The sequence below is a fragment of the Aminobacter sp. P4_H6_2 genome, assembly GCF_056400805.1.
Genome location: NZ_JBFUKO010000229.1, coordinates 1 through 7,904, shown reverse-complemented (window position 1 = coordinate 7,904; position 7,904 = coordinate 1). Strand labels below are relative to the sequence as shown.

Here is a 7,904-nt window from a genome sequence, read left to right as displayed (position 1 = left end):
GAACAGTCGTGTCGATCACAAGGGCGACGTTCACGTCTCGGCTTCCCAAAGCGGCATAAACCCGCTGGTGTTCAGCCAGCCGCCAAATTCCGGGTGTCTCTTCCGGGACGCAATGTCTGGAATGAATGGGTTGGGGACCTTCGCCTGAGCGGAACAGCGGGTTTGCTCTTGCCATAAGCATTCAAACCCAATCACTGGGCACCGCGCAGTTGAAGGATCAACTCGGCAAGCTGCCTGTTGTCCGGCTGAAGGCGGGCAAGATCTTCAGCCAGCGTCAGTGTTTCAGGATAGCGGCGGAGCTTGAGCTTCGGCGACAGCTACGCCCTCAACGGCACGGCAGGGTTCCGCGTGAAATGGTAGGGCAAGCGGCAGCTAGCCGCACCATCCGCTTTGTCCCCATTGCGGCCCTCTTGCMAACATTTCACACAGCAGTGCCTGATCTATAGATTGATTGAACGAAACTGGCTTGACGTGCGATAAGTCGTTCGCTATTTGTTCCGCATCATGATCAAGTTGCTGAACCACCTCATACGCTGACCGTGCCGCCTACTGCCAAAGGGCAGGGGCCGTTTCAGGTTTGCGTGTTGAGATGGACAGATGATCGCCCAGCCAAAATTTGTTGAAGACCACCTAGCGACTGCGCGCGCTCAGGCCGCCAATTGCAGATTTCATCCAACTGGAACGGTTCGTTGCAACGGCGTCTCGCTGTTTCGGAGCGAATTCGCCCGCGACCTCGGCTGCTTGTTGGATTTGGATCCTGCAGTCCTGTCTTGGTCGTGCCTGCCCATGGCTTTGGTGGTCGCAACTGAGGTTCATGTTCCTGACTTCCTGGTTGAACGGAATGATGGGCGCTGGGTCCAAGATGCCGTCTCCAGGTCTGACAGGACACGCCCTTCCTGGATTGACGATGCGGCCTGTGCCGAAGGGCTGAAATATAGTTGTTCTACCGTCGATGAGATTTACTCAGGCTTTCGTCTAGTGAATGCTCGCGACCTCCTGCGCTACGCTCGCTGGCATTGTCCCTTGGGTGACCGAGTTCGACTGCTTGCTGCCTTGGAAGACCAAGGATCCATGACGTTTGCTGAATGTCTGCCTGCCTTTCAAGAAACGCGGCCGACAGCAGGTCTTGCTTCGCTGATCCTGCACCGTTTCGTCGAAGCCGACCTGGACGATGCCAGGATTGGCCCTGAGACCATAGTCAGGCGCTGCCGCTCCTAATCCCTCCCTAAAAAAACTCAGTGCCAGGCTTGCAAGCTAAAAGCGTGCTCATCGACGAGGTGCGACATGCCGCACATGCGGAAGTTCCAACACAAACTGGCCAGATCCACGATGCTGTTTCTCGCATATTGCGGGATCGCTAAGGCCCTTCGGCAACAGCATAGTTTCCGTCGCGGCCTGCCTGCTGTCATCTGCGTGGTCTTGCCGGAAGATGCTGACATCGAAGTGTACGAGAGTGCCGCCTACTACGTGCTCTGCGGCGGCACGCCCCGCTTGGCAGGGGATGACCAGGCCGTTGTGATTCATCGAAAGGGTCCTTGGTCGAAGCCCATGTATGACCACCTGATGGCGACTGTCCGTGACAAGTCACAACTGCTCATCCTGACGGAAACAGTGGATTCTCTCCCGAGCGGGTTTGCTGCGGTAGCCGACGCTGTGGTCCAAGTGTCCCAGCCGTCACCAAAACACATCCTCGCGGCCTGCAAGCTCTGTCTGAACCAGGAGGTCACTGAAAATCAGGCTGAATTCGTCGCCTCCTTTCCCCTGACAATCATCGGGACGGCACTTCGCCGAGGTAGACCAATTGCGACATCGATTGAGCGTATGAAGCTCGCCGTCGTGCCAAAAATGGAAGCCAAAGACACCGCGACTCCGACCTTGGGGGACCTTCACGGGCTCGGAGAGGCTGGGGAATGGGGAAGGGAACTCGCTATCGATCTTGCGGATTGGCAGGCAGGCAAGATCCAGTGGAGTGACGTCGACCGAGGTATTCTGCTGAGCGGGCCGCCTGGAACCGGAAAAACGACGTTCGCAGCTGCCTTGGCACGCACTTGTGGTGTTTACCTTGCCTTGGGTTCGATCGCGCGTTGGCAGGCCAAAGGCCATCTTGGCGATATGCTGAAAGCAATGCGGAAGACTTTTGACGATGCGAAGGCGAATGCGCCTAGCATTGTTTTCCTCGATGAGATCGACGCGATCGGTGATCGAGAAAGGTTTTCGGGCCACGGTCGTCAATACGCCACCGAAGTCGTATCGGCGTTGCTCGAATGTCTAGACGGTTCAGAGGGTCGAGAAGGCGTGGTTGTGGTGGGTGCTTGCAATCACCCGACGCTGATTGACATGGCTTTGACGCGTCCAAGGCGTTTCGACCGTCAACGTCGAGGTCGGGACAAATCGATCTACATTTTGCAGACAAATTGGTTTCCGATAGGACAAACCCCGTTACTTTTTACAGTTGCACTACCCGAGCTCTACTTGCGCTCCTGGGTCGGACCAGGTGATTTGGCGTTCCGAGACCTAACCAAAAACCCGAGCACCGGCACCACTTAGGCACTCGGGCTATCGATATGCTCGGGGGCAAACCGATCTACCTGTCACGGACAGATTGGTTTCCGCTGGGACAAACCTCGTTACTTTTTACACGTAAGACGACTCCAGAGTTTGCCTAGAGTACCAGGATTTTGAGAATGACCGAGAACGAGATCGACGCTGTAAAAGGCGCGCTAGCCGGAGTTCTTGACGGCTACCGCCAGAAGCATTCCGTGCTAAATCAATGCTTTCGCACGTCCCATCGTTTGGCTGAACAGGTTCAGAGAGCGATAGTTGACGTGCTTCCCCACTATGAAGGAAGCGAGATTGCCGTCGATATAGGAAACCTATACCAGGACGGCAAGCTCTTGCTCGATCAAGAATTGTGCGAGCACTACTCAGTAAACTTGCCACCAAGGGGTACAGTTGGGCGTATCGGTCCAGAAGAGTATCATGCGTGGCTTTGGTTCGCCGGAAGCATTATTGATATGACATTCCTTTATAGCATGGCAGCATTGATGAATAATCGCGACTTCGATCCTGAGATTCTATTTGTATCCAGAAATCGCGAGATGGTGCCGTTCAAGTTGGCATTTGAGTATGTGCCATATCGCCGATGGAGCGTTGCAGAAATTAGAGCGAGAGGCCACTCTTAGGCAGGCTTTGTCGCCTGCGCATTTTCGCGAAGACCTCTTCACGAAGCTTGTCGAACCGCTCGTCTCGGAAGTCGCATCCTTCTTGCAGGCTAGCTGAGATTCCTTCCGGCCCGTGGAGGTTGCGATCGTCTCGACGTGGTTCGGTTCCTTTGTGCTGGGGATACATGTCCATGTTTGCGCTTACCTCCTCGAATTAGGCTGTCCTGGGTTCGAGCTATTTGCAAGCGCCGGTAACCGACTTCGTTGCCCAAACGGACATGAATTCGAATGGACATAGAGTAGGACGAACACCCTGTCGAACATGCGCCGGTGGAGACGCTCATAGGCCAGTTCGGCCGGGTGATCATCGACGCGTCAAATGGCAAAGGCCTGAACTTTGTTCCGGGCCTATGCCATTTATGGGGGAGCCGACTTCGAGTGTCGGTTGAGCCATCTACCTTGACGCGGAGCAAGATACGGTGACGCGACAGGTCCTGGGTCAGGTCGGGGATGAAAACGGCGGCTAGCTGGTTGACCTCAAGTGGCTCGTAGAGGGCAATCAGCCTGCTGCCCCTATGCGGACGGCAAGGAACCCCTCTAACGGAAAAGACCTGCCTTTGGGGCAGGCCTTCTCGTGATTGGAGGCAATCTTTGGTGTTTTCTGACCAAACTATGGTTCCGCTGACAGGTGGTGCTGCTTAGTCCCCTCAGCTGCAGCCGCTTGTACTTCCACACGTGTCGCACTTCTCGCAGGTGCCGTTGCGCACCATGGTGAAGTTCTGGCACTCCGCGCAGGAATTGCCGGTGTAGCCTTGCAGCATCGACTTGGCGCGACGGTCGGCGGCGAGCTTCTTGGCATCTGCCGCTTCCTGGGCGGCGGCGTCGGTGAACAGTGACGTGGTGACCGACGTTTCCTCAGTGGTCTCCTCGATCGTGATCTCTTCGACCAGTTCCTTGGCCCGCTCCTCATAGTCGCGCTTGTAGGCGGTCGATTCTTCCACCGAGATCGCGGTCTTGAGCGACAGCACGTTGGAACCGGAGAAGGCGGTGACCGGCGTGACACGCGCCGGGCTTGCGGCACCGGCTCCTGCCGAACCCTTGGGATCGTTGCCGGTGACGCCGGAGACGACCTTGAGCGGGGAGGCGCCGCGGGTCAGGCCCTTGGAGAAGGGCAGGGCCTTGCCTTCATTGATGCCTTTGCCGAGCGCGGTCTTGTCGAAATCCGACTGGTCGACATGGGCGAGGTCGTGGCGGCTGAGATAGCTGACGGCGAGTTCGCGGAAGACATAGTCGAGGATCGAGGTGGCGTTCTTGATGGCATCGTTGCCGATGACCATGCCGGCCGGCTCGAACTTGGTGAAGGTGAAGGCCTCGACATATTCGTCGAGCGGCACGCCGTACTGCAAGCCAAGCGAGATCGAGATGGCGAAGTTGTTCATCATCGCACGGAAGGCAGCCCCTTCCTTGTGCATGTCGATGAAGATCTCGCCGAGACGGCCATCATCGAACTCGCCGGTGCGCAGATAGACCTTGTGACCGCCGACGACGGCCTTCTGGGTGTAGCCCTTGCGGCGGTTCGGCAGCTTTTCGCGCTCGCGGTAGAGGCGTTCGATGACACGCTCGACGATCTTTTCGGTGACCTGCACTGCCTTGGCGGCGGCGGGGGCGGCGATCAGCGCCTCGACGGCGTCGTCTTCATCCTCGTCCCCATCTGATATCAGCGAGGCATTGAGCGGCTGCGACAGCTTGGAGCCGTCGCGGTAGAGCGCATTCGCCTTGAGCGCCAGCTTCCACGACAGCATGTAGGCGCTCTTGCAGTCCTCGACCGTCGCCTCATTGGGCATGTTGATGGTCTTGGAGATGGCACCCGAGATGAAGGGCTGGGCTGCCGCCATCATGCGGATGTGGCTTTCGACGCTGAGGTAGCGCTTGCCGATCTTGCCGCACGGATTGGCGCAATCGAACACGGCCAGGTGCTCGTCCTTGAGGAAGGGCGCGCCTTCCAGCGTCATCGCACCGCAGACATGGATGTTGGCGGCTTCGATCTCGCGCCTGGAGAAGCCGATCGCCGGCAGTATCTCGAACGAGAAATCGTTGAGCTGCGCGTCGGTGAGGCCGAGCACGTCCTTGCAGAAGTCTTCGCCGAGCGTCCACTTGTTGAAGACGAACTTGATGTCGAAGGCGCTCTTGAGGGCTGCGTTCAGCGTCTCGATCTTCTCGTCGGTGAAGCCCTTCGACTTCAGCGAGCCGGGGTTGACGCTAGGGGCCTGGTTGAGGTTGCCGTGGCCGACGGCATAAGCCTCGATCTCGGCGATCTGGGCCTCGGTGTAGCCAAGCGTGCGCAGTGCTTCAGGCACGGCGCGGTTGATGATCTTGAAGTAGCCGCCGCCGGCGAGCTTCTTGAACTTCACCAGCGCGAAGTCGGGCTCAATGCCGGTGGTGTCGCAATCCATGACCAGGCCGATCGTGCCGGTCGGCGCGATCACGGTTGCCTGGGCGTTGCGGTAGCCGTGCTTCTCGCCGAGCTCGATGGCGCGGTCCCAGGCAGCGCGGGCGTGCGTCACCAGTTCGGGCTGCTTGAGGTCGGAAGCGACCAGCGGCACCGGATGGACCGACAGCTTTTCGTAGCCATCCTTGTTGCCATAGGCGGCACGGCGGTGGTTGCGCATGACGCGCAGCATGTTGTCGGCATTGCGGTCGTAATCGGCGAAGGCGCCGAGTTCGGAGGCCATCTCGGCCGAGGTGGCATAAGCCACGCCGGTCATGATCGCAGTCAGCGCGCCGCCGATGGCGCGGCCTTCGTCGGAGTCATAAGGAATGYCCGAGGTCATCAGCAGGCCGCCGATATTGGCGTAGCCGAGGCCAAGCGTGCGGTATTCGTAGGAGAGCTTGGCGATTTCCTTGGACGGGAACTGCGCCATCATCACCGAGATTTCGAGCACGATCGTCCACAGGCGCACGGTGTGCTCGTAGGCCGCGATGTCGATGGTGCCGTCGGTGTTGCGGTAGGGCAGAAGGTTGATCGACGCCAGGTTGCAGGCGGTGTCGTCGAGGAACATGTATTCCGAGCACGGGTTCGACGCACGGATGGCGCCCGCCGACGCGCAGGTGTGCCAGTCGTTCATCGTGGTGTTGAAGTGCAAGCCCGGATCAGCCGACGCCCAGGCGGCGTAGCCGATCTTTTCCCACAGGTCGCGGGCCTTGAGCGTCTTCATGACCTTGCCGTCCTTGCGGGCGGTCAGGTGCCAGTCGCTGTCCTTCTCGACCGCCTGGAGGAAATCATCCTTCAGTGAGACGGAATTGTTGGAGTTCTGGCCCGAGACGGTGAGGTAGGCTTCCGAATCCCAATCGGTGTCGTAGGTCTTGAAATCGATCGAGGTGTAGCCCTGCTTGGCGAACTGGATGACGCGGTAGATGTAGTTCTCCGGCACCGAATTCTTCTTGGCTGCCTTGATCTCGCGCTTGAGCGCGGTGTTGATCAGCGGATCGAAGCAGTCGTCGTCATGGCCTTCGCAGTTGACGCAGGCGGCCATGATCTTGGCGAGGTGCTGCTTGACGATCTTGGAGCCGGTGACCAGCGCCGCCACCTTCTGCTCTTCCTTCACCTTCCAGTCGATATAGGCCTCGATATCGGGGTGGTCGGCGTCGACAACGACCATCTTGGCCGCACGGCGTGTGGTGCCGCCCGACTTGATGGCGCCGGCCGCGCGGTCACCGATCTTGAGGAAGCTCATCAGGCCCGACGACTTGCCGCCGCCCGAAAGCTTTTCGCCTTCGCCGCGCAGATGCGAGAAGTTGGAGCCGGTGCCCGAGCCATATTTGAACAGGCGCGCTTCACGCACCCACAGATCCATGATGCCGCCCTCGTTGACGAGATCGTCGGCGACCGACTGGATGAAGCAGGCATGCGGCTGGGGGTGTTCGTAAGACGACTTCGACTTGGTCAGCTTGCCGGTGAAGGGGTCGACATAAAAATGGCCCTGGCCGGGACCGTCGATGCCATAGGCCCAGTGCAGGCCGGTGTTGAACCACTGCGGCGAGTTCGGCGCGACGCGCTGGGTGGCCAGCATGTAGGACAGCTCGTCCTTGAAGGCACGGGCGTCGTCTTCAGACTTGAAGTAACCGCCCTTCCAGCCCCAGTAGGTCCAGGTGCCGGCGAGACGGTCAAAGACCTGACGGGCGTCGATCTCGGAGCCGTAGCGCTCGTTTTCGGGCAGCTTGGCGAGTTCGACTTCGTCGGCGACCGAGCGCCACAGGAAGGAGGGGATGTCGTTTTCTTCGACCTTCTTCAGCCGGGCGGGCACGCCGGCCTTGCGGAAATACTTCTGCGCCAGGATGTCGGCGGCAACCTGGGAGAACTGCGCGGGCACATCGATGTTGTCGAGCCGGAAGACCACCGAGCCGTCCGGATTCTTGATCTCGGAAAGCGCCTTGCGGAATTCGATCTCCGCATAGGCCGATTGTCCATCCTTGGTGAAACGCCGCTCGATGCGCATCGGTCGATTTCCTTTTGTCTATATATAGCGTCTTTCGCGGGAAATTTCCCGCTGCTTGTACGAAAGGCGCAATCCCGCTTGATCCGGCCGCGTCAACGGCCGATTGCCCTATCCCGCACAGTCGCTGCCTGACCTGGAAGGCTCCTTTCGGAGTCTGCTCCCGCCAGCCTGCGGACCGTTGCGGGTCCTTGAAACTGAAACTTTGGTTGCGATTCCCTCATGGAGGGCTACTCACACTATCTAGCGA

4 protein-coding genes are annotated in these 7,904 nt (G+C 58.9%); 3 read left to right on the top strand and 1 reads right to left on the bottom strand.

The genetic code is table 11. From position 1 onward, the window contains the following. The first annotated feature begins 597 nt into the window (after positions 1-597). The 3 genes from AC1DUU_RS16815 (at position 598) to AC1DUU_RS16805 (ending at position 3,182) form a co-directional block, all read left to right on the top strand. Positions 598-1,218 (top strand): hypothetical protein, encoded by a 621-nt coding sequence (locus AC1DUU_RS16815; RefSeq protein WP_476784548.1) that lies wholly within the window; start codon positions 598-600, stop codon positions 1,216-1,218. 66 nt (positions 1,219-1,284) lie between these two features. After that, positions 1,285-2,547 carry an ATP-binding protein gene (locus tag AC1DUU_RS16810; RefSeq protein WP_476784547.1) on the top strand — a complete coding sequence of 421 codons (1,263 nt, stop codon included), beginning with the start codon at positions 1,285-1,287 and terminating at the stop codon, positions 2,545-2,547. 137 nt (positions 2,548-2,684) lie between these two features. Next, positions 2,685-3,182 (top strand): hypothetical protein, encoded by a 498-nt coding sequence (locus tag AC1DUU_RS16805; RefSeq protein ID WP_476784546.1) that lies wholly within the window; start codon positions 2,685-2,687, stop codon positions 3,180-3,182. 686 nt (positions 3,183-3,868) lie between these two features. On the opposite strand, the gene AC1DUU_RS16800 is transcribed toward AC1DUU_RS16805, so the two are convergent. After that, positions 3,869-7,657, bottom strand: coding sequence for a vitamin B12-dependent ribonucleotide reductase (locus tag AC1DUU_RS16800; protein ID WP_476784545.1), 3,789 nt, complete (start codon positions 7,655-7,657; stop codon positions 3,869-3,871). Positions 7,658-7,904: the final 247 nt, after the last annotated feature.